Here is a 24,196-nt window from a genome sequence, read left to right on the forward strand (position 1 = left end):
TCCTCTGAATATTCAGGTAGTAAACGATTTATCCATAAAAAAAGCCGCCCGGAGGCGGCCTGCTGTCTTAGTCCTTCCTTTTGTCCTCTAACACAACCAAGTTTCCATCATAGATCTTTCCATTGAAAACAATCTCTGCATTAACGCCCCTGCAGGGCGGAACTTCTTGAGGCTCTGTCGTTTTTTTTAGTGAAACAAAGTATCCGTCTGCAGAAATGCTAAAGGGCACCCTCCATAGGTTCAATCTCCATACCCCTGTATCGGGTATATCAAGCGTCCTCAGTCCATTCTCATTATCGTTGTATATCTCAAAAGTCATAATACCACCTATACCTTTGCTATTCTTGTAGCAAAATGTTCAGTTCTGGTTGCGTCAGCAACTGTGATATTGTGTTTGAATAGTCCATCAGTAGTTCCACTCATGTACGCTCCTCCTAATGAGATAGACTGTTCTTCGGTTGATGAGCTGGGATAAAAGAAGTCGGAGAAGGTCGAGTTCAGCTCTTCCGACTGCACAGATGCGGGAATGAACACTGCAGACATATCGAACCCCGCTCCAGTCGAATCATGAACCGTTGAAACCCACCCTGAGGAGCCTAGATCGGATAGACCTGTGTTCACGTAATTACCCGTCCCAGTATTCTCCAAAATGTGTAAATAGCCCGATGTATCGCTCTTAAAACCCTCACACATCTTAATGCAGTTACCCCAAAGCTCATACAGACCCCTCCATACTGCCCCTGTAGAACCGTTTGTCATTATTTCCGAGCCGTTCGAGTTTCCTGGATCTATGGCGGACTGCACATCCGGCGTTCCTGTTTCAATCAGGCATAGCATCTGGATCGCTCCTATTTCATAGATCGTCCACATATGAAAGCCGTCTACACCCCCGGTATTCCTTGCTTCCGCCTTTGTTATGAAAGTACTCATAAGCTCATCTGTCATGGCGAGCACGCCATAGGTTGAGCCAAGCATGGTACCTCCATCATCATTGGCGTTATATTTCCCGACGTAAAACTGTTCTATTTCAACCCCCGCATCTACAAACGCAGGATGAACTGAAAAGCCATCTTCCGGGGTATCGGAAATCCACCAGCACTTCTTGCCCTCATATTCACTTCCGGTTGGTGCTGCAGCAACCTTGTAGTAAAACTTAGGTATCCTAACCATCTCCTGAGAGTCTATGGTTACGTCCGTTATTCCACCCCATACTGGGTGGGAATCAAAGGTAGAACTGGTAGGTGATATACTGTTCCCCTGTTCGTCCACATATGCCCACGTCCCGCTCCCCCCTCCGGGAGTTACAAGTGCCAATCCGATAATGCCCGAGGTTGTATCGGCCGTGGCGAAGGATGTTTCTGAGGAGTATTCAGACCATCCGAGTACAGACCCCTTATGCCTTACACGCCAGTAGTAGGAAGTGTTCGGACTAAGGGCACCGAAAGGTACACTGACTGAAACCAGATTCAGTGGATCTTCCCCTGAGTCCCATACAGTCGACGTATAGTCTCCAGATACATCAGTAATCTGCCACTGACTGGCAGAGTGTGTGTCTGTTGTGCCTGATACTGAGAATGCACTGGATGACAGGCTAAGCGTTGTAGAGGTATCGACGGATGCATCAGGAGGGCTCTGGTTAAAGGGTGTGCTAACATACTCAAAAGCAGAAGCGGTTGTGAATGAAGTGTAATCCGACCACTCGGATGTCAGACCCGAATCCGAGGTATAAGCCACACGCCAGTAGTACGTTGAATTTGCCGAAAGGTTTCCCGACGGAACATTACATTGGGCAATATAACCTATCTGTCCGCTATCATAAGCAAGCGTACTAAATCCGCTATCCGAAGCGATTTGAAACCTTGCATACATTGCAGGGTTAAGCCCGGAATAGTCGGATGAAGTAAGAGTGGGCGTTTCCTGAATATCCACTGCACCGGATGCGGGTGATATATTCGAAGGCTTATCAGGTGCATAAGCCTGCTCTACAACTACGGAAAAAGCACCGCTCCAAGGCGAATCGGAGTATGTCACACCATCACCCTTTGCACGAACACGGACATTATAACTTCCCGATGCCCCCCATGAAAGGGTTATGGTAGGGTCCGCACTACCCGCCAGCATACCGGATACCACCGTATAGGTCCCATCCGCCTCCCATTCAAGGGATACAGCCTCGGCTGCTATATTTGATGCAGATAAGAGCGAACCCTCATCGGTGTAGACAGGGGTCACTCCCGAAACCGAAGGGGCTGTGAGAGCCGGAAGTGACGCAGGAGGGTTGCTTAACCTTACTCTTAGCGCAGATTCTGACTCATCATGGACAAGATTCAGGACCTCTCCATCCGTTTTATATGTTGCTTTAAGTTCCTGCGAATCCGAATCAAATACATCATTCAGAATCTCAGGAACGGTTTTTCTGCCAGCCATTGTTCCCTCCTAGAGTGACTTTTTAACCCTTTTAACGTCGATCTTATCCAGTGATTTCCGTACCTCTTCAAGTATCTCATCATCAATGGAAGTGTCCGTTCTTTCGGTAAGATTCTCCAAAGACCTCAATACAATGAGCCTTATGATATTCTCCGTTACAAATGCCTTGAAGATAGACATAAGCGAACCTGTCAGAACTGTTGTTAGCGTACTAATCATCATCTCCCCCTATACTTTTGTATGCACTTTCAAAACCTGTGTAACTACTGCCGATTCTCCCCCAGCGTGCAGAGTATCCCCGGATATCCAGATGAAAGCCGGGATCTCTCCAGTCCGGATATATCCCTAGCCCCACATAAGCGGCTGATACGGTATCGCATATCTGAACCTTATGGAGTGCCTCAAGCAGTGCATTGACCCCGGTTTTGTAGCCAACCCCTTCAATATGGAAATCCACCGCATCACCCGTATAGTGGCGACTGCTGGTGGCATGCCCCGATGTTTCATAGCCACAGTGGATCAGAAAAGGCCTGTCTACACAACCCCTCAGACTATCCAGCAGGATAAGCAGAGCAGGGTTTATCCTGTCCGGATCCCCCCAGTTTTCATCCTTACTGAAATACTTTAGATTATTCCAAATCATTCCCTCCTCCCTGTTACAACCTTCATTAAAGGCTCCCCCCTGGAGCCGTTGTAGTCAACATAGCCCAAAAATGGATATTTGTTAGCCTCCTTATTATTAGCGTTAATTGTGTGTACTGCGAAATGGAAAGTGCTCTCGGGCGTTCCAGCTGTTAATGAGAATGCTGCACGACCGTTGTCTAAGCGATAAACCTCTCCTGCCTCCAAAACCACAAGGCCATTGTAGTCCGGCTCTGGTCGCCACTCTGTATTCATCTCATACAGCAGTTCGGCTTTTCCATTGATATAAAGGAATGTTTTTGTGTTCGTATCCCAGCTGGTGTTTGTTGTAATTGTCTGCCTGGTGTGTTCAATTACTGCAATATCAAGCCCCGGCACAGATGCCTGGGCCTTAATCTCAATCCATTCCCCCCAGCGGTCCACAAGACAGGAATCGTAGTATTCAGAAACGACCATAACTCCAGAACCATCCCGAAGGAGTATACGGTCGATTCGCTCGACACACTCATCAATGTCCACAGCGGACTCCATGATGCTGAACAAACCTGTCCCAGCCTGTGAGACTTCCTCATATCCTTCATCGAATTCATCGTTTGTTATCAATTCATAAGGCTCAGTCTCACCACATTTAGAGATTAACCATCCACCTTCTGCAAGATAAGCGTATTTCACCTTACAACAGGGTCTCAGCTCATCAGCGAAACCTATCACCCTGTCAGTTGCTCCACACAATAAAAGCACCTCATCACCAACGCTGAATGCACTGGATGCGCCTGCAATCGAACCATCCACAACTTCTTCTGAGTCGGGAGTGCAGTGATACAAAACGGGGACACCCGTAAGCAGCTCTCCAGTATCAATATCCAATGTATTCCCTTCTTTATCCACACCGGTCACCACACCGTGCACAAGGCTGTATGCCTCGGCAGCCTGCCCTAAGTTATTGACCTTTAATAAAGACATACGCTCACCTCATCCGTAAAGTGCCACAGGTAAAATCAAATCGGCCTCTTCATCAAGGGTTTCCCTCACAGAGGCTGATGAAAAGCTTCCCAAAGGCTGCAGGCCGCTACCGATAATTCCCTTTCCAATGCAGACACGGCTGTCCAGCCCATAATCGAAATAGTCTGAGGGTTTCAGTGCGTATCTTTTCTTCCTGAAATCAACCAGCCAGCGCAGGTCTGAACTGCCAACCCATTCGCCGTTGAACTCAACACCTTCACCACCTTCCAGGAAGACACCGTCGCTCCAAAGACCACAGCCTACTGTTACTGCGGAGGTAAACAACTCTGTCTCGAAAAAGGATGAGGCGTAGTATATGCTGGCACCATTTTTAAGCTTCAAATTGACAGTTACGGATGTTCCAGGAACCGGGTATTTATCTCTGGGATTGATATAAAACGTCTCAGTGTCAGACCATACATAACCAGGGTTTCTACCTGTGATCTCACCGGAACTCGAAGGTGTGTGTATTGTAAATGAGTCCTTTCCCCAAACAATCGATACGGATTCAAGACCACATATATCTGGCATATTAATATAGTAAGCTAGCTTACTATCACTATAATAATATGATATACGCCTGTTTTCAGGCAGTATCGAACCACACGGTGAAAAGGGGATAACGTCCAGGCAGTTTTTGTCCCTCAAAACGGTATGTATTCCGGCACTCCCCTCATTACCCCTTCTGCCTATCTCCGCATTAACAGTAAGGGGGAGGTATCTTTCATCTACTCCAGAAAGCAGGGAACGGTTTTCCACACTGTATGAAATCCCTCTTGAACAGGCGTTTTTCACACATATGCCGCTGGGCTCCCAAGGATCCGGGCAGAGATATACGTTGAAACTTTCCATCATTCCACCGTGAATGAGTCGTTTCTGATATTGTCCGAATCGCTGTCTGCGTAGCCTTCCTTGGTTATTCTGAGGCTATAGGTCCCCCTTCGGATAAGCCCTAGCGGCAGGGTTCCATCAACCCTCGAAACACCAGCAAACTTATCATTCAAATAAACATTTGCACCCTCTACATCTTCGCCGGTGCAGGCATCACGGACATTAAGAGTGACCTGCCTGAGATCACTATCAGTCTCTTCGGTATAATCTATTGTAGTATATGAAGTTTCGCTTTTTGCGAAAACCTGAAAGAGGATAAGCGTGTGGGCCTGTGCGGATATGCAGTATCTATCGAATGTTGTAGCGTAACGAACTCTTAAGATGCCGCTTTTTTTCTCGCTAAGACTGAACGTGCTACCGCTGTTACGAAATTCTCCACAGTCCTTGCCCTCCCATGATGCCTCGAGTATTTTTACCGGAGGATATTCGGTTTTTGCATGATCAGATTCGTGGAATACCAGATACTCTGTATGTTCCTCACTCAAACCATTCTTTCGTTCGAGCACTTCGCCGGTATTCATTGTGGTTTCATGATTTATCAGACCGGGATATATCTTCAGGAAGCATCGCTCACCAGGCAAAAAATGCGTCCTGTTCCCGTTCATGGGGAGATCCTGCAGAACTCTGAGATCACCCTGTCCAGTGTCCCGTCTGGTGAAAATGACCGATTCCTTTCCCATATCATTCACCGTATACGTATATAACAACAGGGAATTCTGGTTCATTGGAGGCTGGCACAGTTATTCCGAACCTCCGGTAATCAGCAAGTAAGGAAACCTTTGCAACGGCAATTCCGCCATCCTTTGGATCCACATCTGAGCTTATCCTGTTCACATCTGTTTTACTGATGTTCCCCAGTGAGTTACCGTACCATTTCCATGAAGAAACGCTCCTGAATGGAACATTTGTTTTAAGCTCACGACTTTCTACAAAGGTGTATACCTCATCATCCAATACTCCGCTCGCTGTACCAGCATCTATTATCGAGCCTGCACTGCTTGAATACAAAACTGCATCAGGTCTTTGGGCATAAACCCTGAACCAGGCTGTTTCGCCATAGATGAATCTCTTTCTGCCTTTATTTGCGGCATCATCCAGCATGATAACAACACCACTTTCCATGGATTCGGGTGTTACAAAACTTATCTTTACATCAGACACTAAGCCCCCCTTACAGGCACAAGTAAGCCTGTTTTCTGGACTACCCCCACGGGTGCACCCTCAATTCTCAATTCACTCATTACGCCAAAACCACTACCGGCCGGAGTATCTATAAGGCTTCCCATATTCTTCGATATAACAGAGGAATACAGGTGCTCAATCTCTATGTACTCTTTAACTGCAGCCTCAATCAATCTGGACTCGGCATATCTTTTTGCTGTACATGATGAGGTAATTAGCTCATTTTTCTCTTCCAAAACACGAAGTCCACCCCCCGCAAGGAATTTCTTATTGAGGCCATCACCACAAAGAATCATTTCACCAGCCGTTTCTTTTGATGCACTGTAAACATCATATTTAATAAGGTAGCTAACCGTAATTTTATCGTACTGTTTATCGGAGTATACGATATCCCCACTCATGACTAGTCCGCTTGTTATGGGCTTAAATACCGGGTAGCTCAGATTTCCTCGGCCATTAACGATAAAAACATCCTCGGTTACCTCTTCGATCCAACCTCTGTAAACAAGCTCTGCTTCACCCCCCACAGCTGTCAGATCCGGCTCACCAAAAACCTTAACAATAATCCTGCTTCCTGCAGTTCCAGTTGTACTTTCTGGGATTATGAGTGTTTCGCCACCATAAGTAAGCCTGACCCCATCATACGGTGAGCTGTCTATCTTTCTGGCAATTGACAGAACCGGATAAGGTGCCGATAATACATATTTATTGTGCTTCTTCAATGCTGTGTATCTTGCGTTTCCATCGATTGCGAGGGTCATTCCACCCGCATTCAAGACAACTTCTGCAACATTTAAAGGGCTGTCATGCGTGATAACAGGCGCAATGGTGTAATCCTCTGAGATCCAGTTCAGACCCGGAATAAGGCTTTGTACAGCTTCTTTCGCAGACCCACCGGACAGGACGATCCTCTTTTTTTCCCTGAGTACAAAGGCTTTTTCAGTTTCCTCCCCCTGCAGTTTGAGTGTCCGCTCCTTGTTTGATACATATGAACTCTGAACAAATAGAGTAAATTCATCATCATCCAACCCCACCTTGACCGTGCTGAACTCCATATTCATCTCACTAAGCTTAATCTCACCGGAGAGGAACTCCCCGTCACCGTACAGCTTAAGATAAGCATCTGTTACATATTGCGTTATCTCTCTATCATCACCATAGACAACCAGTGGCGTCTGCACATGAACAAGTGATTCACCATGTTCATTGCTGAGCCGAACCGATCCTCTGTAACCAGTTGCAGGAATACTACTCACAACTGCTACGCACCCATTTAAGAGCCTCGAATCAATGGAAGCAAATAACTCCACACCTTCGCAGTGGCTGCCGCCTATATAGTTTTCTGACTCGATTCTATCGCTGTTTCCGCATGAATAAACATGCTCTACACCACCCTCACCATAATTGGTTAGCTTGCTTACCAACAAAGCACTGCCACTCATGATGTAACAGAGGAGCCCTTCCAGCAGGCATTCACCCGCCACTGAAATGGCGGTTGCATAGCTCGAATCGAAGTGTATAGGAAGAAGCCCGCAGGCAAGATCTAGTCCGCCCTCATAGCCGAAGGGTTCTGGGTACTTGATATCCGCACCAAAAGATAGGGAGCTCAAAATTTGGATAGAGCCCGCAAACATGAAATGGTCCTGTCCTGCACCCGTATCACCAGGTATGCAGACTCCCGGAACGCTGTACATCTTTTAATCAATCATCCAGTCGAGCCTGAAACGGTTCTCCGGCTCTCTGGCTGTACCTGCTGGGACTACCTCTTTTATCCATACCGGTGCGGAGGCCTCTTTTGTATCAAAACTAAGGGTATCTCCCGCCTGCCAGGAGCCTGTCCATCCTGAAGACTGGATCATGAACAAAGGCTCTGCTCCCACAGGGTTCAGCGGCGAGTATGTTCCAGATATACTCCCTGACGGGAGCGCACCCATTCGTGAACCGGCCACGTCAAACTCTGTTGCGGAAGTGAAGGTCAGTGTCCAGCTTTCTTCGATGCACCCTTGATTATTCACATCGATGCTACCATCGCTCAACCCTCCCGATGCGCTCGTTACGATAACGTTTTCCGCAGCTGACTGAAGATTGCCTAGCTCAATACAAATACCCGCGCAGGTGGTATCCATGGGCATATCCTCGGGCACCTGCTCTGCTAGCCTGATGGTGGCCACATTTCCTATCCATGTTGCACAGGCGTTCCCATCATCAGTCGTTCTGGCTGTAATTATGCTGTCATCCTCTTTTCTGAACAGCATCAGCGAGCCGTCCGGTATGTCGAAATCGTTACTTTCGAAGAGCACCTGAACGGATGAATCTCCAGCTGTGACATCGGCATTTATGTAACCACCCCCGGTCCAGCCGGAGTCGATTATATCCGCCTGGGTTTCTGAGTGGTTGGATCGTTTGATATAGAACCGGTCACCACCGTTGCTCGGAAGGCTTATGCAGACCGCCGCATCGTATGCAGGCTCTGATCCGGTAGAGCGGTTTGACATGAAAACCTTTCTGTACCTGAGGATGCCATCCGTACGCTCCTTTGATGTGACCCTCGGAAAAAGGTTAAACTTAACACCGCTTACAACCGCCGCAGCGGCATCCATATGACCTCCGTTCACCGAAGTATCTGTTATCATGGCCGATTTATAAAACTTTATATCCGTCTGCTCCATCATTCTCCCCCTAACTCACGAAGTTTAATTCTTCCGTAGTAGCATCCGGTTGATGACCCGTTTTCTACTGGGTCAACCGGAGTGAAACTGAAACCACCATCCTCATTCCTGAACCTGACAATGAAAGCATTTGCTCCCAACTCAAGGATATAGTTAGCTGTCGTATTACTTGCCATTCCACTCAGCATCTCCACCTGCTCCCTGCTGAACCATGATCTATCCTCCATGGATACAAGGTCTATATCCCTCCCGGTAATCCTTCGGGAGAAGAGAATCTCTGAGCCGTCAACGGCCGTTCTGCGCTCAGCTGAAACTCCAGAAGATGAAAACTCGTTCTCCCAGATGAGACCATCCGGAAGCTGTACACCGCCAAGGCTAATCATGCTTCACCTAAACCATGTACCAGTTTGTTCCGCCGGAGATCAGCGCCCTGCTATCCCACTGGGTCGAAAGGGTGATATCAGCCTGCTGACCGTCTATCATCTCGCCGCTGTAACGGGTTATAGTGACCATTCCCGTTCCGGTGTTCTTAACGAAGAAGAGCCTGCCGCTGTAGAATGAAGGGTCTGGCAGTGTAACGGCTATGTCCGATGATGAGCTGTCAGCAAGGATGCACCTAACAGATCCGTCCATTTCATAGTCCGCTGTAATTCTCAAAGCTTCCGCCCTCTTGAGCAACTCTGTGCCGTTGTATGCAACCTCTCCAGAAACATCTGAAAAGCCGTCTATAACAGCTTTATTAGCATGCTCATGAATAAATGACTCAAGCTCGTCCAGCTTACCTGCCGTTATCACGTGGGCAACCTTGCTTCCGGCCGGCCAGCTCCTGGAAACCGTTCCTTCCTGACCTCCATAGCAGTTGAACAGAGGAAACACTCCCATTCCATTGTACTCAAGCTCCGCGATCTCCCTTTCGGGATCTTTAAGGGGTGTACTGTGGGCGCCCCCCCAGATAACCGCCCTGAACCTGCCGCTTTTAGGAAAGTCTGAATCACTGGCCATATACAGGCTCGATGGGTTCATGGAGTTATCAAGATCCTCAGAGAGGGTCGTAAGAGCAAAATTTGCATTCTTTAGAAGCATATTTTCACCTTAGTAAATATCTATATCTATTAAGCTTTCATTGGATGAGGCATCGATGAATACTCCTGCAAAAGGTAGGTTTACCCAATCTCTGTCTGCAGGAGAGATCCCCCCCTTCGGTGCCAGTGACACTCTTCCGGAAAACCTCAATGTTCTACCGTTGTCCGCATCTCCTACGAAAAATATATCCCCCGCAACACTTCTACCCCCAGAGACGCCCAGTCTACTATTACTTCCCGAATATCCGCTGAGAGTCGCTGTACTAGCCGGTACCGAACTCCCTTCGGGGATCCTTAGCATCCCCTCTCTTTTAAGAATCTCGTAGTCGCTCCCCTCAATGTATGAGATCCCACCGGAGGTCAGCTCTGCATTCGATATATCCACGTACCCAAGGGGATAGCAGCCACTGCCGTCTATATACAATTCCTCTGTGAAGCTCTGCTCAGGGTAGCTGTTGGGATTCGTTGAGAAGAATATGGAAAGGTTTTCATCGCCTATCCTGTCCAGAACAAACTCGAGCTCAATTACCCTGCGGACTAGTATCGACTCCTTCGGGACAAGCACTCCATCCTTCTCTCCAAAGCGCTCTTTTGTCTCATTTTTCACACTCAGACTCAGACTGGATACGTTTCCCATATCCCTGTGAGCGGTTTCCTCAGTACCCCTGAAATAGAGCCTCCCTCTGGAGGATGTGTATTCACCATTCATAAATCAGCCTCCGAAGCTCCTTCGTATCACAACGTTGATCCTCCAGCTCCGGCTTCTCTTATCCGCCGAGGCCTCTTCAACGCTCCATGATATAACGGGAAGGCTGAGCAGGGCCGCCAGGGAGGAATCTATAAGATCCGCACCCCTTTTAAAGGCGTCCCCATCCCTGCCCAGTGAAACGGTGCGCAGTACAATGCTGTAGACAAGCTCCCTGCCCATCCTTCCCCCTATGGATGAAGATTGTTCGCTCACGAACAATACCTTCGCCGAAGGCTCCCCGGAGGTTTCCTGATCGTTTTCATCCATACCTGAAATGAGACTCACCCGTCTGAACAATCCAGTTTCCTTCAATGCGGAAACAAGAACTGCACCCGTTTCATATATCAAAACCTTCCCCCTTTAAGAGAAACAATTCCAGTCGGAGCTTCCCCCCTTAACAGCCGATTCCGCAACCCTCACAGGAGCAAGTGGTGCAAGGATATCAGAGGCCTCCTTCCGGAAGTTTTCCGCCTCAACCCAGTCGGCGGAATATGTGTAAAGCTCACACAGCGCCATCTTCTTAAGAGCAAGCCGTATAACCTTATCCTCTTCGTCGTATTCAAGCCCGAAGCGTTCTACAACGGCAGTGATGCGATCCCTTGCATTCTCCACAGCGTTTTCAGCTATGGTGTCGTCACCGCCGGTTATTGCGTCGAAATCCTCCTGCTGAATCTCTTCCCGGAGCTCTTCAGCACTAAGCAGAGCCACGCATTAACCCTTATGCCGTGACAGCGGCCCAGTTCACCGCCTTAGTGTAAGGAACGGGGAGGGGCTTACTTTCCGCCACTAGCTCGATGGAGGATGTACGCTTATCCTCGACGGGCTTCACGAAGAAAGGCATGGAAACGAGGTTGCTGTCCAGATCATCAAGAACCGCATAGACAAGCTCGAAGGGAGCATCCTTCGCCACTGCCACGATGGAGTTGTCGTCCACGACCTTAACCGGTGTTCCGTCCGCAGGGTTTGTATAAGATGAATTCATGAGACCGACGCTGTATCCGCCCACATTGATAGCCCTGTTTTCCATGGTGGCAACCACTGAACCATCGAGGGATTGGACGATCTTACTGAGCGCCATGAAGGCGTCGCGCCCCGCCCAGAAGAGTATCTCGCCGCTGAAACGACTACTCTCCTGAATCGCCGCCTCCATCTCTATGAATGTAGCGATCACTTCATCGATGGTGATACCCGAATCATCCCACAGGGTTGCGGGTGTATGGGTCAGTGTCGTGCCGAAGTCCACCTCATAGGTTCCGAAACCGCCGTCCATTGCCATGGGATAGCTTATCTTCCCCTTGAGCGACTGCGCCGCCATCGCCTCGGTAGAGGCTCTTACAACTCTTCTGAGCCTGTCTATCTTGTTATCGATAAGGAGCTTTGCTCCTGCTGTATCGATCATCTTGAAGTTGTTCACATCCACACCCGAAAGCCTTTCAGAGGGCCTGAGTGGCTGGGGTTCGATATGGGTAATCTCGCCGGAATCGCCGTAGAGGGGAACAGGGTTTGAGCCCCGTCTGCTCACTGCGATGTTGCGTATGGGCTGTTGAAGATCCGCCACAGCCACAGTGGGAAGCGGATGGTTTCTTCGCCTCTCCTCCTTGTATATGGTGTCCATTACAGGTGTTGAGAGAACGGGCATATCCGAAAGTGTGCGGACAAGCGCCTCCCTTGTGAAAAATGAGTTGATGTCGAACTGAATCATGTATCCTCCCCCTAGTATTTAGAATGCCCAGATCTGGGTATTCTGCTCGAGTGTATCCTTATCCACATCTGCGGCCTCTGCTCCTTCTGTCTTGAGTGAGCTTCTGATAACCGTTCCGTGGACAACCACATTCCCAAGGCTGTCCTTTGCTGTATCCACGGGAAAAAGGTTCACCCCTACAGGCACCGCCAGCGTTGCGTTTGCCGAAACCGCATCCGGGTCATACGAAGATATGAGCCCGAGAGCGTCCTTCGCAACGATCTCACCTGCGGGAACCTCTCCCGAATCCGCCTTAAACTCCATAACCCGAACCACTGCGGGGTGACGGCCATCCAGAATCTCTGCGGAATCCACCGTCTGTCTGTTCACAACTGCATCGAATTTAGCCATGAAATCCTCCTATATCTTTGAAAAACATCTTGCCGATACGGAGGTATGCTCCCCCGCTCTGCTCATATCTGAACCGGGCTTAACCATCTCGGGGAGTGAACCGAAGAGGTCGATCAAAAGATCCGCCGCCTCAATCCTGCTCCCATCCGCCATGTTCACCGCTTCACTACTTTCTCTGGCGAAGCTGACGGCAGTCTCCAACCGGAATGCGGGAATCTTCCCCTCACCCGCCCTTCGCATCTGCTCGATCTTGATCTCCCGAACCTCTTCACGCAGCCTTCTAAGCTCTTCAAGATTCGTAAGCACGCCACCTTCGGGTTCCACGGGTATGGTTATAAAGTCCTCCGTGTCCCCCATCTCGATAACCTCGAGATCCTTTATCATCGGTGGAACGCTTCCGAGAAATGCGAGATGATGAAGGTAGTAGCCATCCTCCCTCTTCCTTGCGCCGATGGACCATCTTCTGTACTCACCGCCATCGAACGCCTTCTGCATCTCCCCGGTCAACTCCACCTCGCCGAGAAGGGTATCCCCCTCAACCCAGATGCGCTTGACCCAGCCGAGAGCGGGCATGGAATCCGCCAGCTCATGCCCCGCAGTAACGGGAACGTCTCCGGCAAAGGAGGCGGCTATCTCGCCAAGTATCTCCGGCGTAATAACCGTGTCTCCGTATGAACCTGTTTTTGCTATTTCGAGAATCATCTAATCCCCTCCTCTTTGCTGAGTGAGAATATAAACCACTCACAAACAATGATTGTCACAATATGTTACTTCACGTGAATTTTTTGTGTCCATACACCTTTAAAGCTGTCGATTTTTTATACGCCATAGGTTAGAATCCCCAATCCCCAGTAATCTAGGAGTGCTTATTCATGAGACGATTTATTGTAATAGCCGCACTGCTGTGCGCCGCATGCGTACCCAAACAGACAGAACTGATGAACACAAAAGGGCTTAACGCCTTTGAATCAGGTAACCTTAACCGTGCAGAGGAGATTTACTCCGAAGCGATAGATGAATACGACCACTACACCACAAGGGAGCTTCGTGGAGATCTCTATATGGAAAGGGGTGAGTATGCGGCGGCGGAGAACGACTACACAGCCGCCATGCGCTACCAGGTAAATATGGCAAGGCTATACTACAAAAGGGGGATGGCAAGGCTCCATCAGGGTGCATACGATTTTGCTCTGCTGGATCTTGACGAAGCGGTGAGCAGAAAACCCTCCACATGGGCCGAAGCTTATGCCGGCATGGCTGAAGCTTACCGGGCACAGGGGAACACCAAAGAGGCCCTCTTCAACTATACTAAGGCTATAACCTATGACCCAGAACTGACGATGGCGTATATCGGCAGGGGGAGAACATACCTCAAAGCCGGTGATCTCGAGCGTGCTGTTGTGGACGCCACCAAGGGGATAGAGCTTGCGCCGGAGTCCGCTGATGGTTACCTCCTCCGTTCGGATATACTCCGTTCGGCGGGTAAGGAGAGCTATTCCCTGCGTGATCTTGAAAAGGCCGTTGAGCTCGAGCCGAAGAATGCCGCCGCAAGGCATAAACTCGCATGGAGACTTGCCACAGCCAAGGATCCCGCCATACGTAACGGAAGCCTCGCTGTGGAGAATGCCGCAGAAGCACTCCGACTGCGCCCCTCCAACAGGGGTGTGATAACACTCGCCGTGGCTTTGGCCGAGGCGGACAGGTTCGAAGATGCCCTTGAGATACTGGAACAAAGGATAGAGGCGGAGAAGGACCTTGTGGAGAAGGACGGTCTCAGGGTATGGAAGAAGCTCTTTGAGAAGGGTGAGAAATACCGTGGGACGGAGTAGCCAATAAACGGTTGCTAAAAGAGTGCGGACTGTGATAATTTTTCAAGAATTTGACACATTTAATATAACAGGATAAAGCAAGCGATGCAGAACCTCTTCGATAAAGACTTTCTCGAACTCGGCTCCGAAGCGGACACCCTCCGCCAGAGGATGTGGGGGAAGAAGGTTTTCTACGTTAATAACCTGCACATAAACTATACGAATATATGTGTGAGCAAATGCCGATTCTGCGCCTTTGCCAGGGATGAGGGTGACGATGACGGGTATTTCATGGAGATCGACGACATCCTCGAATATGTACGCAAATCAGGAAAGGAAGCGGACGAACTCCACATTGTTGGCGGACTCCACCCCACCGCACCCTTCACCTATTACACGGATATGCTCAGCGAGCTGAAAAGGAACTTTCCCGCCAAGGTTCTCAAGGGCTTCAGCGCCGTTGAGATAGACTATTTCAGCCGGATCTCCCGTATAGGCATCGTTGATGTTATCAAAGGGCTCAAAAAAGCCGGTCTCGACATGATGCCTGGGGGTGGTGCGGAGATATTCAACCCCGAAGTGCGCAATGAGATATGCCCCGAAAAGATAGAAGCGGATCATTGGCTTAGGATTCATGAGATCGCCCATAAAGAGGGCGTAAAAACCAATGCCACAATGCTCTACGGCCATCTCGAAACCGATGAACACCGTATGGAGCATCTTGAGGCCATAAGAGATTTACAGGAAAAAACCGGAGGGTTCTTAGCATTTATCCCCCTCTCCTTCCATCCGGAGAACACGTTCCTCGACGGCATGATGCCCTCCACAGGGATGGATGACCTCAAGATGGTTGCCGTTTCACGCCTTGTGCTGGACAACGTACCGCATATAAAGGCATACTGGGTAATGCTGGGTGAAAAAACAGCCCAGATCGCCCTTCGTTTCGGCGCAGATGATCTGGACGGGACGATATTCCGTGAGAATATAACCCATGCGGCGGGAGCCACCAGCAGTGAAGGCCTTACAGAGGAAGAGCTCAGGGGTATGATAACAGCCTCCGGCCTTGAGCCTGTGCGCAGAAACGCATTCTACGAAGCGATGCCTATTAAATGAATGAATTTATCTTCCTGAACCCCTCCCCTAACCTGGCGGGGATAGCAGAATTTGTGAAGCACTGCGGAAACAGGGTTCGCCTTGTAAACAACGGTCAGTTTCCGCCCATCTCCGCCAAGAACGTACACTGCTTCAGCGGAGGGTCCTACACCACAGCACGGGGGGACGTTTCAGGGAAAGAACCGAATACAGATCTCTGCAACAAAACCAAAAAAACACTCTTCAGCGGCTTTATATCAAAGAAGATCAGCGGCGCACTCTCAGAGTTCGGCAATGATATGACTTGCGGCAACATCGTTGACCTATACCTCCTGCGTTCAGGCGCTGTGGATTCATACAGGATTGAAGACCAGACGGGTGAGCCCGTCTCCTTCCAGACCATAAGCAACGAAAACCCCGAAGCTACCATCGTAACATCCTACATGGAGTTCCTCGCAGGGAGCGAGAAGATGTGCATGTTCGATACGGATTTCGACCTCAAAGAGGCTCTCGGGGAGGACTATTTCATCCTGTTCACCCATGACGGGAGGCTTGAGATCTGCGCCCAGGGGAACCGTCTCATAACCATAGGTTCCAAAACCCTCGATCATCTCCGGTTTCTGCAGGGTATCTTCCCATTTATGAAACACTTCACTTTTAAAAGGGTTAAAGAGTTGGTAATATCAAGAAACAGACAGCCGTGGGCCTTGAGCCATGTGGATAAACGGCTTGTTCTGGTTAACGATTACAGCTACTTTAACATCTCAGTGAAGATGCCGTCCAGCTGGACAGAAAAGGTGGGAAAGATGCTATGCTCAGAAAAGCAGCGGTAAAAGGGCTTTTTTACCCCTCGACAGTCAGCGAAATCTCAGAGTTTATCGAATCAGCCAGGGAAGGTTCCGGCACTATGGGAGCCAGAGCCGTACTTGTGCCCCATGCGGGCTACGTCTATTCGGGCAGAACGGCTGTTAAAACCCTCAGCAGGGTTCGTATACCCGACACGGTCATCCTGATAGGACCAAACCACACAAGCATGGGCTCCCCTTTCTCCGTATACAGCGAGGGCGCATGGGAGGTTCCCGGCGGCGAGGTACGTGTGGACGACAGCGCTGCCGGAAGGCTTATTTCATCGGGTGTTTTCACCCACGACACCGCCGCCCACAGGAATGAACATTCCCTAGAGGTTATTGTCCCTATATTAAAACAGCTTAACCCCGATGTGGCGATACTCCCCGTTACAGTGGGGAGGGGCGATTTAAGAACTGTACGGGAACTTGGCCGGATAATGGCCGAAGCATTCAAAGACGAGGATATTCTCGTTGTTATCAGTTCCGATTTCAACCATTTTGAGAATGCATCCATCACGGAAGAGAAGGACCGGATGGCAATTGATGCCGTTCTGAAGATGGATACGGAGGAGCTTTTCAAAAGTGTAACAGACAACAGCATATCAATGTGCGGTGTTATACCGGCAGGGATCGGTATTGAGTACTTAAAACAGCTCGGCGGTTCGAATCCCCAGCTTGTGGAGCATACCCACAGCGGAGAGGTATCGGGGGACAACGACAAGGTTGTGGGCTACGCCGGGATTATTTTCCCCTGATTTTAAGCCGGCGATGTTTGGCCGGATAATGAATAACTTTATTATTGAGAGGAGAAAAAATGAAGGTAAAAAGTGCAGTTTTCCCCGTTGCGGGCATGGGCACGAGGATGCTCCCCGCCACCAAAGCCATCCCCAAGGAGATGGTTACACTGATAGACAAACCCCTTATCCAATACGCCGTGGAGGAGGCCCTTAACGGCGGTATAGAGAGAATTATATTCGTAACAGGAAGAACAAAAAAATCCATGGAAGACCACTTCGACAGGGACCCCGCCCTTGAGCAGGCCCTTGAAGAGGCGGGTAAGCAAAAACTTCTCGAAGAGGTTAACCGAATATCGGATATGTGTGATGTGGTCTATGTCCGCCAGAAGGAACAGAAGGGGCTGGGTCATGCAGTTCTCTGCGCCAAGGATATCGTGGGGAACGATCCCTTCGCCGTTATCCTCCCCGATGACATAATCCTTTCGAAGGGTTCGGTTATCGGCGAAATGGCCAAGGAGTATGAGCGCACTAAAGCTCCCGTTATATCAATCATGCGTGTTCCTATGGACCAGACACATAAATACGGCATCGTCGAAGTGAAGGAGCAGGAGAGCGAGCGTCTCTTCCGCCTTGGAAACATGGTGGAGAAACCGAAGGAAAACGCCCCCAGCGATCTCGCCATCATCGGCCGCTATGTACTAACCCCCGACATAATGGACGAACTCGAAAAAACAGGCGAAGGAGCCGGAAACGAGATACAGCTCACCGACGCCATAAAAACCATCGCAGACGAAAGGGGTGTCTACGGATACGAATTCGAAGGCAAACGCTTTGACTGCGGAAATATGGACGGCCTCATTGAGGCAACTGTAAACTTCGCCCTTGAAAGGGAGGATACCCGGGAGGGTATTCTTAAAACCATACGAGAGCTGAATCTCTCATGAGGAAGAAATGAGCAAACCCGATCATCTCTCCAAGATAAGATTCATCCACGGCCTTATGAAAAAGGAAGTGGATGAGATTATGAATCTTATCGAATCACAGAAGGGCTCCATGGCAGAAACCAACACCCCTCCCATGGATGCACTGATAAGAGGGGATGAAATACTTGTCAATATTGAGATCCCCGGTGTCAGCAGTGATGATTTCGCCGTGTATCTGTACGAGAACCTTCTTATAATTGAGGGGGTAAGAAAGCGCTACTGCCTCGATCATAAGGTTTATTTCATGCGTGTGGAAAGGGAGTTTGCCCCCTTCAAAAGGGTTCTACCCCTCCCCTTTCGGGTGAATGAGGAAGAAACACACGCCGTACTGAAGAAAGGGGTTCTCAGCGTAACATTGAAAAAAACAGCTGAATAATCTCTTTCAGATACAATCGAGGATTAATTATGAGTGAAGAGAACGAAAATAACGAACAAGAGGTAAACGAAGTGGAACAATTTGAAACCGATATACATATACCAGAAGAGCTTCCGCTGCTGCCTGTAAGGGATATAGTAGTTTTTCCATATATGGTACTCCCCCTCTTTGTGGGAAGAGAATCCAGTATTTCAGCAGTAAACGAGGCATTGAGCGGCGACAGGCTGATATTCCTCGCCTGCCAGAAGGACCCCCAGCAGGAGGAGCCGGATGAGGAGGATATCAACACAGTAGGAACCGTTGCAGTTATTCTCAGGATGCTGAAACTCCCAGACGAAAGGATCAAGATCCTTGTTCAGGGGGTTAAACGTGCATCCATCGGAGAATTCCTCCAGCGTGAGCCGAACTTCAAGGTTGCTGTTGCAGAATTCCTTGAGGAGTATAAGGACGGCGAGCTTGAGTCGGAGGCTCTCCTGCGCCATGTGAAGGAACAGCTGAGCAACGCTGTCAACCTCGGCAAGCCTATGCTCCCCGACCTCCTCGCTGTTATAGAGACCATAGACGACCCCGGTAAGCTTGCGGATATTATCGTCTCAAACCTCGGGATTAAGATGGAAGAGGCCCAGGAGATTCTGGAAGAGAGCGACCCCCTTGAGCGGCTTAAGAAGGTGAGCGAATTCCTAACCAGGGAGATCTCCATCCTTGAGGTTCAGCAGAAGATTATGAACGATGCCCGGGGTGAGATTGATAAGAGCCAGAAGGAATATTTCCTCCGTGAACAGCTCAAGGCAATAAAGAAAGAACTTGGGGAAGAGGACGATATCCAGGTTGAGCTTGAGGAGTATCAGGCCAAGATAAAGAAGGCAAAGATGCCCAAGAAGGTGAAGGAAGAGGCTGACAAACAGCTTAAGCGCCTTACCAAGATGCATCCAGATTCCGCAGAATCCACCGTTGTTCGAACCTATCTTGACTGGCTTGTGGAGCTACCATGGAGCAAATCGAGCAAAGAGAAGCTTGAGATAAAAGAAGCGAAGAAGGTTCTGAACAATGACCATTACGGCCTTGAGGAGGTTAAGGAGCGGATACTCGACTTCCTTGCACTGCGCAAACTTAAGAAGGATATGAAGAGCCCCATTCTCTGCCTTGTGGGCCCCCCCGGCGTGGGTAAAACCAGCCTTGGAAAATCCGTCGCCAGCGCCATGGGTCGTGAATACGTCCGCATGTCCCTCGGCGGAATGAGGGACGAAGCAGAGATTCGTGGACACAGAAGAACTTACATCGGCGCCATGCCCGGCAAGATAATACAGAGCATTAAAACAGCGGGGACGAATAACCCCGTTCTCATGCTTGACGAGATCGACAAGCTCGGTCACGACTTCCGGGGCGATCCGAGCTCGGCACTCCTTGAGGTTCTTGACCCCGTTCAGAACGTCAACTTTGTGGACCATTATCTCGGTGTGCCCTTCGATCTGTCAAAGGTGCTTTTCATCACTACGGCGAACTACCTCGACCCCATCCCCGCCGCACTGAAGGATAGGATGGAGGTTATCCAGATCCCAGGCTACACCGAGGAGGAGAAGCTGAAGATCGCCGAGAAGTACCTTGTCCCCAGACAGATAGACGAAAACGGCCTGAGCGAGGAGAGGGTAAACTTCACCAAGCCCTCGCTTATGCACATCATAGAAGGCTACACACGTGAATCGGGGCTCAGAAACCTCGAACGATACGTGGGCACAGTGTGCAGAAAGGTTGGAAGACAGGTTGCAGAAGGGAAGGACAAGAACTTCCGCATAACGGAGAAAACTGTCGAAAAGTTCCTCGGACCCGTTAAATACCTTGATGACGACGAGCTGCAGGACAACGAGATAGGCATCGCCACAGGGCTCGCCTGGACACCGGTAGGGGGTGAGGTTCTGTTTGTGGAATGCACAAGATACCCCGGCAAGGGGAACCTGACGGTAACTGGCCAGCTCGGGGATGTTATGAAGGAGTCCTCAAAGGCTGCGCTCACATATATAAGGAACATTGCGGAGAAATACGGCATCGATCCGGAAGAATTCTCTAAATATGACATACACCTCCACGTCCCCGCCGGAGCAATACCGAAGGATGGACCCTCTGCGGGAATAACCATGGCAACGGCGATTCTCTCCACCTTTGCAAAGAAACCTGTGAACAAGTCCGTAGCCATGACCGGAGAGATCACCATCACAGGTAAGGTGCTCCCCATAGGCGGGTTGAAGGAGAAGCTTCTTGCGGCAAAGCGTCACGGCATCACCAAGGCACTGATACCCAAAAAGAACGAGAAGGATATTGCGAATCTCCCCCAGAACGTTAAAAAGTCTTTGGAGATTATATCCGTTGAAAGGTTTGAGCAGGTTGCGGAAAACGCACTGCTCGATAATGACTAGATAGAATAAGAGGGCTCTTTTGGGAGCCCTCTTTTTGCACCTTATTCAGCCTCGATGGCGATTCGTCTTTCCTTTGCGGCCTCTGCAAGGGGAAGGGATATCTCAAGGACACCATCCCTGAACACCGCCTTCACATTATCACTCTCCACGTTTGCAGGGAGGGTGAACTTGCGGACAAAACTGCCATAGTATCTCTCACGCCTGTGGACGCTCTTCTGTTTCTCGCTTTTAACCTCTTCCCTCACACCCTTAATGGTGAGAACGCCGTCGGAGAGTGATACCTCGATATCATCATCTTTCATTCCGGGAAGATCCGCGCTTACCAGGATCCTGTCATCCTCTTCTACGATGTCGATATCAGGCCTGAAAGCGGCTGGTGAACCGGCATAGTCCCCATCAACCAACCTGTCGAAGACACGCCCCATCTCACGATTGAGGTCGAACAGGCTTCTGAAAGGCGACAAAACTGCTTCATCACGCTTGCGTAACATACTCCACCTCCATTCTTATATTATTGTATTAATCAAGATATATCTTAGTCGTATCGTGTCAAGTTTTTTTATTGCACTCAAGTGCGATTTATTTTATAAGCTTGTGAATACTACCTTTCCGGGTAGCATTATTCATGATATTGATTATTTCATATTGAATTTTTTCCTTTTTCGGATAAAAGTGAATGATATATATTTTATTTAAACACGAGGTTTTTAAGTATTGATGAACTATGAGCGATGGAGCAAAGAAGAACTGATAGCCGAAATTCGACGCCTCAAACACGAAACAGGCTCTCCCGAGAACTCCAGACTCCATCCAGCTTCACCCGCACCCTACTACATCCGCATCCTTGATCAGCTGAACGAAGGGGTGGGCATGACCGATGAGAATCAAAACATCTGCTATGTATCCCAAACGCTTCTGAACATCCTCGGCTACTCCATAGAAGAGGTTATGGGCATGAAGCTCACCGACTTCGTTCACACAAGGAGCCTCAACGAAGTGGAAAGACAGCTTGAAATGCGCCGAAAGGGGGAATACGGAAGGTACGAGGTCTCCCTTAAATGCGCAGACGGCTCCATCAGGGATATGATCGTCTCCGCCTCCAGCTTCATGGATAAAGAATCCGGTTTCCGGGGAAGTATGGGCATTTTCATGGATATAACCGAACGAAAGGAAACCGAGAGAAGGCTTGCGGAGACGCTCAGTGTTATGCAGGCGGTTATAAGCACCATTCCGGGACACCTGAAGGTTGTGGACACACAGTTCAATACCATCGATTTCGACTTCGAAGCCTCACCCCATAATAAATGCTACAAGGACCTTCACGGAAAGGATGAACCCTGCAAAAACTGCACCGTTAAGGATGTTTTTGAAACGGGCAAGCCATCAACAAGATACTCCACCCTTGAGGAAGAGCAGAGGGATGAATGCTCATACAAGTTCTTCGCCTCCCCCATAAGGAACAGCTCAGGCGAGATGACCGGAGCCGTTGAGCTGGCCATGGACGTAACCGATCTCCGAATGATGGAGAAGGCATTGGAAGAGGCAAACCGGAGGCTTGAGCAGAAATACAGCCTAAAGTCCGAGGAGCTTGACCGAAGCAGAGAATACCTCGAAGAGGCTCAGAAGACAGCACATATCGGAAACTGGGAATGGCACCTCGCTGGTGACAACATGTACTGGTCCGATGAGATGTTCCGCATACTTGGGATAACACCGGGCTCCGTTAAGCCCTCCATAGCACGCATGCTTGATTTTGTGCCGGAGAAGGACCAGGATACAGCTGCCTTGGTATTCGAAAGGACCATGAAACCGGGGAATGTTTCCGATAAACGCTTCAGAATAATTAGGGATGACGGAACAGAGCGCATCGTGATCAGCCGCAGCAGAGCGGTGGCTGGCAAAAATGGATACACCACAAAACTGCTTGGAACAATTCAGGATATAACAGAGCTACAGCTCGCCGAAGAGAAGTTCTCTGAAACTGATACGATGCTTAAATCCGTATTCAATGTAACCTCCACAGGCATATGCATCACCGACGAAAACGGTATCTTCATCCTCGTCAACAGAGCCTTTGCAAGCCTCTTTGGATACAGTATAGAGGAGCTGACAGGAAAGCACTACTCACTCATAACCCCCGAGTACAAAAAAGAGGAATACCGCAAGCTATACTCCAGGGTCATAGAATCCGATGATGCAAGCTTTGAATTTGAAGGTGTCAAAAAGGACGGCGGGAATGTTCCGATCCTCGTTTCTGCGGGTGTAACCGAAACTGCTTCCGGTAAAAAGATAAATATTACCGCTGTTAGCGACATCAGCAGAATCAAGTTACTTGAGGAGGAGAAGGAAAGGAAGGAGTCCCTCCTTATAGAGCGTTCCCGTATGGCCGCCATGGGTGAGATGATTGGAGTTATCGCACATCAGTGGAAACAGCCTCTCAACGCAGTGGCCATCATCGCCCAGACTATAGGTGATGACTACGAAAGTGGTTATATTGACTCATCTGTAATGGACGAGCATATCGACATGATCATGGAACAGGTAAAGTTCATGGACCAGACCATAGATGATTTCAGAAGCTTCTTCGCACCCACAAAAGTGCTTAAGGAGTTCAAGGTGTGCAAGGCTGTTCGTGAGGTAGTATCGATGATGACCCCGCAGCTTAAGGCGAACAATATCAGTGTCGAGCTGTCGGACAAGTGCAGAAGTGACGTTTCCCCTGACATAAAGGGGTATCCAAACGAGTTCAAGCAGGTAGTGCTTAATCTTGTTACAAACTCCAAGGATGCCATAAACGATCTGCGCAACAGCTCCAAGGAATTCGAAACAATCGAAGGAGTAGTCACCATAGACGTTGGAAGCGAGAACGGACATATCGTTGTTACTATCAGCGACAATGGCGGAGGCATACCTGAAGAGTCCCTCAAGAACCTTTTCAGCCCCTACTACACAACCAAAGGAGAGCAGGGGACAGGCATAGGGCTATACATGGCAAATACCATTATTACCAAGAAGATGAACGGAGAAATCGAAGCCTACAACAATGGAAAAGGTGCTGTTTTCAAAATAATCCTACCCCCCGTTTCTTAACATTACTTACACCCGTCCACTTTGTTTACACAGCAGATGACTGTCACATTTTTTTACATTTCAACCTTATACTACAACACCAGGATCTTAGGCATTGGTCAGACCATTAGGTAAAA

General features: G+C 49.2%; 27 protein-coding genes. 8 read left to right on the top strand and 19 right to left on the bottom strand.

The genetic code is table 11. From position 1 onward, the window contains the following. Positions 1-67 precede the first annotated feature (67 nt). Genes K300_RS0112505 through K300_RS0112590 form a run of 18 tightly spaced genes read right to left on the bottom strand, consistent with a single transcriptional unit; the run spans position 68 to position 13,437 of the window. Entirely contained in the window at positions 68-319 is a 252-nt protein-coding gene (locus K300_RS0112505) for a hypothetical protein (protein WP_022852016.1), read from the bottom strand. An 8-nt stretch (positions 320-327) separates the two neighbouring features. Beyond that, positions 328-2,427 carry a glycoside hydrolase family 78 protein gene (locus K300_RS0112510; protein WP_022852017.1) on the bottom strand — a complete coding sequence of 700 codons (2,100 nt, stop codon included), beginning with the start codon at positions 2,425-2,427 and terminating at the stop codon, positions 328-330. Positions 2,428-2,436: 9 nt separating this feature from the next. Beyond that, positions 2,437-2,646 carry a hypothetical protein gene (locus K300_RS0112515; RefSeq protein WP_022852018.1) on the bottom strand — a complete coding sequence of 70 codons (210 nt, stop codon included), beginning with the start codon at positions 2,644-2,646 and terminating at the stop codon, positions 2,437-2,439. Next, positions 2,639-3,070, bottom strand: coding sequence for a hypothetical protein (locus K300_RS0112520; RefSeq protein ID WP_022852019.1), 432 nt, complete (start codon positions 3,068-3,070; stop codon positions 2,639-2,641). The genes K300_RS0112515 and K300_RS0112520 overlap by 8 nt, the downstream gene beginning before the upstream one ends. Continuing rightward, positions 3,067-4,032, bottom strand: a complete 966-nt coding sequence (locus tag K300_RS0112525; RefSeq protein WP_022852020.1) for a hypothetical protein — start codon at positions 4,030-4,032, stop codon at positions 3,067-3,069. Before K300_RS0112525 ends, K300_RS0112520 begins: the two co-directional genes overlap by 4 nt. A 9-nt stretch (positions 4,033-4,041) precedes the next feature. Beyond that, complete coding sequence (locus K300_RS0112530; protein WP_022852021.1) at positions 4,042-4,923, bottom strand: hypothetical protein; 882 nt, start codon at positions 4,921-4,923, stop codon at positions 4,042-4,044. Next, the gene (locus tag K300_RS0112535; protein ID WP_022852022.1) at positions 4,923-5,642 is read right to left on the bottom strand and encodes a carboxypeptidase-like regulatory domain-containing protein; all 720 of its coding nucleotides are present in this window, start codon (positions 5,640-5,642) and stop codon (positions 4,923-4,925) included. The genes K300_RS0112530 and K300_RS0112535 overlap by 1 nt, the downstream gene beginning before the upstream one ends. A gap of 1 nt (position 5,643) precedes the next feature. After that, positions 5,644-6,123: a hypothetical protein gene (locus K300_RS0112540; RefSeq protein WP_022852023.1), complete on the bottom strand. Its 480-nt coding sequence runs from the start codon at positions 6,121-6,123 to the stop codon at positions 5,644-5,646. Continuing rightward, positions 6,123-7,838 carry a hypothetical protein gene (locus tag K300_RS0112545; protein ID WP_022852024.1) on the bottom strand — a complete coding sequence of 572 codons (1,716 nt, stop codon included), beginning with the start codon at positions 7,836-7,838 and terminating at the stop codon, positions 6,123-6,125. Before K300_RS0112545 ends, K300_RS0112540 begins: the two co-directional genes overlap by 1 nt. 3 nt (positions 7,839-7,841) lie before the next feature. Then, positions 7,842-8,777 carry a hypothetical protein gene (locus K300_RS0112550; RefSeq protein WP_162139899.1) on the bottom strand — a complete coding sequence of 312 codons (936 nt, stop codon included), beginning with the start codon at positions 8,775-8,777 and terminating at the stop codon, positions 7,842-7,844. Positions 8,778-8,812: 35 nt separating this feature from the next. Next, positions 8,813-9,196 (bottom strand): hypothetical protein, encoded by a 384-nt coding sequence (locus tag K300_RS0112555; RefSeq protein ID WP_022852026.1) that lies wholly within the window; start codon positions 9,194-9,196, stop codon positions 8,813-8,815. Between the two features lie 7 nt (positions 9,197-9,203). Further along, positions 9,204-9,896 carry a hypothetical protein gene (locus K300_RS0112560; RefSeq protein WP_022852027.1) on the bottom strand — a complete coding sequence of 231 codons (693 nt, stop codon included), beginning with the start codon at positions 9,894-9,896 and terminating at the stop codon, positions 9,204-9,206. 9 nt (positions 9,897-9,905) lie between these two features. Further along, the gene (locus tag K300_RS0112565; RefSeq protein WP_022852028.1) at positions 9,906-10,604 is read right to left on the bottom strand and encodes a phage tail tube protein; all 699 of its coding nucleotides are present in this window, start codon (positions 10,602-10,604) and stop codon (positions 9,906-9,908) included. A gap of 3 nt (positions 10,605-10,607) precedes the next feature. Then, positions 10,608-10,991, bottom strand: coding sequence for a hypothetical protein (locus tag K300_RS0112570; protein ID WP_022852029.1), 384 nt, complete (start codon positions 10,989-10,991; stop codon positions 10,608-10,610). A gap of 12 nt (positions 10,992-11,003) precedes the next feature. After that, the gene (locus K300_RS0112575) at positions 11,004-11,351 is read right to left on the bottom strand and encodes a hypothetical protein (RefSeq protein WP_022852030.1); all 348 of its coding nucleotides are present in this window, start codon (positions 11,349-11,351) and stop codon (positions 11,004-11,006) included. Positions 11,352-11,361: 10 nt separating this feature from the next. Further along, complete coding sequence (locus K300_RS0112580; RefSeq protein ID WP_022852031.1) at positions 11,362-12,345, bottom strand: major capsid protein; 984 nt, start codon at positions 12,343-12,345, stop codon at positions 11,362-11,364. A gap of 18 nt (positions 12,346-12,363) precedes the next feature. Further along, a complete protein-coding gene (locus K300_RS0112585; RefSeq protein WP_022852032.1) occupies positions 12,364-12,735 on the bottom strand; it encodes a hypothetical protein in 372 nt (123 codons plus the stop codon). Between the two features lie 9 nt (positions 12,736-12,744). Continuing rightward, the gene (locus K300_RS0112590; protein ID WP_022852033.1) at positions 12,745-13,437 is read right to left on the bottom strand and encodes a hypothetical protein; all 693 of its coding nucleotides are present in this window, start codon (positions 13,435-13,437) and stop codon (positions 12,745-12,747) included. 170 nt (positions 13,438-13,607) lie between these two features. Between K300_RS0112590 and K300_RS0112595 the strand changes: the two genes are divergently transcribed. The 7 genes from K300_RS0112595 (at position 13,608) to lon (ending at position 20,990) form a co-directional block, all read left to right on the top strand. Further along, the gene (locus tag K300_RS0112595; protein WP_022852034.1) at positions 13,608-14,564 is read left to right on the top strand and encodes a tetratricopeptide repeat protein; all 957 of its coding nucleotides are present in this window, start codon (positions 13,608-13,610) and stop codon (positions 14,562-14,564) included. Positions 14,565-14,648: 84 nt separating this feature from the next. Then, positions 14,649-15,656: an aminofutalosine synthase MqnE gene (gene mqnE / locus K300_RS0112600; protein ID WP_022852035.1), complete on the top strand. Its 1,008-nt coding sequence runs from the start codon at positions 14,649-14,651 to the stop codon at positions 15,654-15,656. Then, positions 15,653-16,468, top strand: coding sequence for a hypothetical protein (locus tag K300_RS0112605; RefSeq protein WP_022852036.1), 816 nt, complete (start codon positions 15,653-15,655; stop codon positions 16,466-16,468). Before mqnE ends, K300_RS0112605 begins: the two co-directional genes overlap by 4 nt. After that, positions 16,447-17,238: an AmmeMemoRadiSam system protein B gene (gene amrB, locus K300_RS0112610; RefSeq protein ID WP_022852037.1), complete on the top strand. Its 792-nt coding sequence runs from the start codon at positions 16,447-16,449 to the stop codon at positions 17,236-17,238. Before K300_RS0112605 ends, amrB begins: the two co-directional genes overlap by 22 nt. 59 nt (positions 17,239-17,297) lie before the next feature. Further along, the gene (galU, locus tag K300_RS0112615; protein WP_022852038.1) at positions 17,298-18,164 is read left to right on the top strand and encodes a UTP--glucose-1-phosphate uridylyltransferase GalU; all 867 of its coding nucleotides are present in this window, start codon (positions 17,298-17,300) and stop codon (positions 18,162-18,164) included. Between the two features lie 7 nt (positions 18,165-18,171). Beyond that, positions 18,172-18,579: an Hsp20/alpha crystallin family protein gene (locus tag K300_RS16400; RefSeq protein ID WP_022852039.1), complete on the top strand. Its 408-nt coding sequence runs from the start codon at positions 18,172-18,174 to the stop codon at positions 18,577-18,579. Between the two features lie 29 nt (positions 18,580-18,608). Next, positions 18,609-20,990: an endopeptidase La gene (lon, locus tag K300_RS0112625; RefSeq protein WP_022852040.1), complete on the top strand. Its 2,382-nt coding sequence runs from the start codon at positions 18,609-18,611 to the stop codon at positions 20,988-20,990. A 41-nt stretch (positions 20,991-21,031) separates the two neighbouring features. Here lon and K300_RS0112630 read toward each other — a convergent pair whose 3' ends face one another. Further along, positions 21,032-21,481 (bottom strand): Hsp20/alpha crystallin family protein, encoded by a 450-nt coding sequence (locus K300_RS0112630; RefSeq protein WP_022852041.1) that lies wholly within the window; start codon positions 21,479-21,481, stop codon positions 21,032-21,034. A gap of 226 nt (positions 21,482-21,707) precedes the next feature. On the opposite strand from K300_RS0112630, the gene K300_RS16405 reads away from it, so the two are divergent. Next, the gene (locus tag K300_RS16405) at positions 21,708-24,080 is read left to right on the top strand and encodes a PAS domain S-box protein (RefSeq protein ID WP_022852042.1); all 2,373 of its coding nucleotides are present in this window, start codon (positions 21,708-21,710) and stop codon (positions 24,078-24,080) included. Positions 24,081-24,196: the final 116 nt, after the last annotated feature.

The organism is Limisalsivibrio acetivorans (assembly GCF_000421105.1).
In the GTDB taxonomy this organism is placed as follows: domain Bacteria; phylum Chrysiogenota; class Deferribacteres; order Deferribacterales; family Geovibrionaceae; genus Limisalsivibrio; species Limisalsivibrio acetivorans.

What these genes read in the sequence shown, in the direction of transcription:
- lon (WP_022852040.1), top strand. Translation starts at nt 18,609, where the DNA reads ATGAGTGAAGAGAACGAAAATAACGAACAAGAGGTAAACGAAGTGGAA.
- galU (WP_022852038.1), top strand. Translation starts at nt 17,298, where the DNA reads ATGAAGGTAAAAAGTGCAGTTTTCCCCGTTGCGGGCATGGGCACGAGG.
- K300_RS0112590 (WP_022852033.1), bottom strand. Translation starts at nt 13,437, where the DNA reads ATGATTCTCGAAATAGCAAAAACAGGTTCATACGGAGACACGGTTATT.
- K300_RS0112605 (WP_022852036.1), top strand. Translation starts at nt 15,653, where the DNA reads ATGAATGAATTTATCTTCCTGAACCCCTCCCCTAACCTGGCGGGGATA.
- K300_RS0112555 (WP_022852026.1), bottom strand. Translation starts at nt 9,196, where the DNA reads ATGATTAGCCTTGGCGGTGTACAGCTTCCGGATGGTCTCATCTGGGAG.
- mqnE (WP_022852035.1), top strand. Translation starts at nt 14,649, where the DNA reads ATGCAGAACCTCTTCGATAAAGACTTTCTCGAACTCGGCTCCGAAGCG.
- K300_RS0112515 (WP_022852018.1), bottom strand. Translation starts at nt 2,646, where the DNA reads ATGATTAGTACGCTAACAACAGTTCTGACAGGTTCGCTTATGTCTATC.
- K300_RS0112525 (WP_022852020.1), bottom strand. Translation starts at nt 4,032, where the DNA reads ATGTCTTTATTAAAGGTCAATAACTTAGGGCAGGCTGCCGAGGCATAC.
- K300_RS0112565 (WP_022852028.1), bottom strand. Translation starts at nt 10,604, where the DNA reads ATGAATGGTGAATACACATCCTCCAGAGGGAGGCTCTATTTCAGGGGT.
- K300_RS0112545 (WP_022852024.1), bottom strand. Translation starts at nt 7,838, where the DNA reads ATGTACAGCGTTCCGGGAGTCTGCATACCTGGTGATACGGGTGCAGGA.
- K300_RS0112510 (WP_022852017.1), bottom strand. Translation starts at nt 2,427, where the DNA reads ATGGCTGGCAGAAAAACCGTTCCTGAGATTCTGAATGATGTATTTGAT.
- K300_RS16405 (WP_022852042.1), top strand. Translation starts at nt 21,708, where the DNA reads ATGAACTATGAGCGATGGAGCAAAGAAGAACTGATAGCCGAAATTCGA.
- K300_RS0112530 (WP_022852021.1), bottom strand. Translation starts at nt 4,923, where the DNA reads ATGGAAAGTTTCAACGTATATCTCTGCCCGGATCCTTGGGAGCCCAGC.
- K300_RS0112550 (WP_162139899.1), bottom strand. Translation starts at nt 8,777, where the DNA reads ATGATAACAGATACTTCGGTGAACGGAGGTCATATGGATGCCGCTGCG.
- K300_RS0112535 (WP_022852022.1), bottom strand. Translation starts at nt 5,642, where the DNA reads ATGGGAAAGGAATCGGTCATTTTCACCAGACGGGACACTGGACAGGGT.
- K300_RS0112520 (WP_022852019.1), bottom strand. Translation starts at nt 3,070, where the DNA reads ATGATTTGGAATAATCTAAAGTATTTCAGTAAGGATGAAAACTGGGGG.
- K300_RS0112595 (WP_022852034.1), top strand. Translation starts at nt 13,608, where the DNA reads ATGAGACGATTTATTGTAATAGCCGCACTGCTGTGCGCCGCATGCGTA.
- K300_RS0112630 (WP_022852041.1), bottom strand. Translation starts at nt 21,481, where the DNA reads ATGTTACGCAAGCGTGATGAAGCAGTTTTGTCGCCTTTCAGAAGCCTG.
- K300_RS16400 (WP_022852039.1), top strand. Translation starts at nt 18,172, where the DNA reads ATGAGCAAACCCGATCATCTCTCCAAGATAAGATTCATCCACGGCCTT.
- K300_RS0112560 (WP_022852027.1), bottom strand. Translation starts at nt 9,896, where the DNA reads ATGCTTCTAAAGAATGCAAATTTTGCTCTTACGACCCTCTCTGAGGAT.
- amrB (WP_022852037.1), top strand. Translation starts at nt 16,447, where the DNA reads ATGCTCAGAAAAGCAGCGGTAAAAGGGCTTTTTTACCCCTCGACAGTC.
- K300_RS0112580 (WP_022852031.1), bottom strand. Translation starts at nt 12,345, where the DNA reads ATGATTCAGTTCGACATCAACTCATTTTTCACAAGGGAGGCGCTTGTC.
- K300_RS0112505 (WP_022852016.1), bottom strand. Translation starts at nt 319, where the DNA reads ATGACTTTTGAGATATACAACGATAATGAGAATGGACTGAGGACGCTT.
- K300_RS0112585 (WP_022852032.1), bottom strand. Translation starts at nt 12,735, where the DNA reads ATGGCTAAATTCGATGCAGTTGTGAACAGACAGACGGTGGATTCCGCA.